The sequence below is a fragment of the Reyranella sp. genome (assembly GCF_050185545.1).
GTDB lineage: Bacteria > Pseudomonadota > Alphaproteobacteria > Reyranellales > Reyranellaceae > Reyranella.
In genome coordinates this window covers 5969-8100 of the sequence record NZ_JBFWZI010000265.1, presented here as the reverse complement: position 1 = coordinate 8100, position 2132 = coordinate 5969, and the positions used below count along the sequence as shown (strand labels likewise).

The 2132-nt window shown below is 63.8% G+C and carries 1 protein-coding gene; it reads right to left on the bottom strand.

All coding sequences use genetic code 11. The annotated features are described in order from the left end of the window. Nucleotides 1–159: 159 nt before the first annotated feature. The gene (locus AB7O82_RS35475) at nucleotides 160–1611 is read right to left on the bottom strand and encodes a L,D-transpeptidase family protein (RefSeq protein ID WP_428621598.1); all 1452 of its coding nucleotides are present in this window, start codon (nucleotides 1609–1611) and stop codon (nucleotides 160–162) included. Nucleotides 1612–2132: the final 521 nt, after the last annotated feature.

Here is a 2132-nt window from a genome sequence, read left to right as displayed (position 1 = left end):
GCCGATGTGCAATATGTACCTGCAGGGCCGCACGGCCGGACAAACGCCGCGCTGGCGCGGCGTCACCCTGTTGCACGAGGCAAAGGCGGCGGGCCTCAGTCGAGTCACTACGCGAGTCGAGTCCCGGCGGAGTAGCGGCGCCCGGGAGTGAACTCTCTGTCAACGCTGGCGTCGATCGGGCGCTTCGCGTTCCGCCACCGCTCGCTCCCGTGAATCCAGGTATTGCCAGATCGCGGGGTCGCGTTCGTAGATGTCCGTACGGAACTGCAACCTTTCATCGGCATCCGCGAACGCGGTCTCATAGACTAGAAATACCGGCACGGGCTTCGGCAGGACTTTCCAGGTGGTGCTGCCGGCCGCGATCGCTTCATCGATTGCATCGATCGGTTGCTGCATCAACAGGGCGGCCAGCTTCTGAGGATCCTCCACCCTGATGCATCCACGACTGATGCGCCGGTCGTAGCGGCTGAACAGACTTTTCGACGGAGTGTCGTGCAGGTAAACGTCGAACCGGTTCTTCATGTAGAACATCAGCTGTCCGAGTCCGGAGTTGGCTCCCGCCAGTTGCTGCAGCCCACCATCGGGCAGCGATACCATGTTGTTCCGCACCAGATAATTCGGGTCCTGCCTCATCTTCGGAAGGATCTCGTTCGTGGCGATATCGCTCGGGATGTTCCATGGCGGGTTGAACCAGATTCCGTCGATCGAGGCCTGGACCTCGGGACTCTGATTGCGCCTGTCGCTCTGCCCGACAATGACCCGCGTGGAGAATATCGGCCGATCGTCACGGTACAGCACCAGCCGCCCGTCGGCCACATTGACCCAGACGCGATCCGCCGGCAGTCGCCGCGGCAGCCAGCGTTCGCGCTCGAGGTTTACCGCAATTTCGCGCATGCGGGTCGTCGCGACTTTGCCGCCGACCGGGATGCCGGTGCGAGAATCTTGCAAAGCCTGGCGCAGCAGCCGGTAGGTCGGCGTCGTCGGTGCCAGCGCTTCGATCACCGACGCTGGATCGGAGCTGCCAAGGGCAGCGTCGAGCGTGGCAGCGACATCGATCGGCTCAGGCGTCAGCGCCTCGTCGTCTCTTCGGCGCTCGACCGGCATTGCCCCGCGCGCCAGAGCGTCGGCGTAGGTCAGAAAGGCGTCCGACAGCAACAGCTCCCGGTCAAGCATCGGCAAATTTGCCGGCGACCGCAGCACATCTGCGTGGAACAGCTCGGGAGCGAGACCATGATCGCGCGCGCGCAACACGGCGTCCATCAGTGAACTCGCCTGCGCCTCTCGGGTCGTCCAGACTGGCGCAAAGCCATGGCGCCCGTAGAAGCGTCGCAGCAACTCTACGTTCAGCCGTTTGCCCGCGACGATCGACTTGGGCGCGCTCTCAATCAGTTCGCCGAGTCCGGTGTCGGCATACGCTGCCATCGCGGTGGATGGCGCCGCCACCAAGGCTACTGCCGGCTCCGGATCCTCCGCGCGGACCGTGGGCTCGGTGGGCGCACAGGCAACGGCGAACGCAGTTGCGCCGACTGCGGTAACGCCGAGGCGTACAAGACCTCGCGTCATGTCGCTGCAGAATGGGAACAACATCGCCTCACCGACAGTGCCCTCCATTACGAACTTGCTTCAAGCGGTTGCAAAAGCAAGGTCTTCCTTTGATTTTCCGGGTGACCGCCAATGCCGATATTTTTGTTCCTTTGAGCGGGAACCAGAACGCCCTTTGGACGTTAATTTTTGTCGGTCACCTGCGAGCGTTTCCGAGTGTTGTAGCGTGCTCGACTCCCTCAACTCTGGAGGAACGGATGTACGACGTTGCCGAAAAAATGGCTCGCCTCGGGCGGTTTCGCAATGCCGCGTTGCTTGCCGTCGTGATTCCGGTGGCGCTGATCGCGGGATGCTCATCGCAGCAGCCCCCACCGCCGCAGCAACCGGTTGCCACGGCGCCACCGCCGCCGCCTCCGCCTCCGATGCCGCCGGCTCGCGGCTAGCCAGCGACATGGCCTCCGATCTTTGGAGGTTGATCCAATGACCTGACCGTGGCGCGGACAGGGGGACAGGCCATCGAGGCGCGGGAGCCAGGAAGTGCCCGACCTCTCGACGGCCCGGCCCCCTCCGTCATCCGAGCGCGGCGAACC

Excerpts from the sequence above, each read along its gene's own strand:
- AB7O82_RS35475 (WP_428621598.1), bottom strand. The coding sequence starts at position 1,611 with ATGGAGGGCACTGTCGGTGAGGCGATGTTGTTCCCATTCTGCAGCGAC.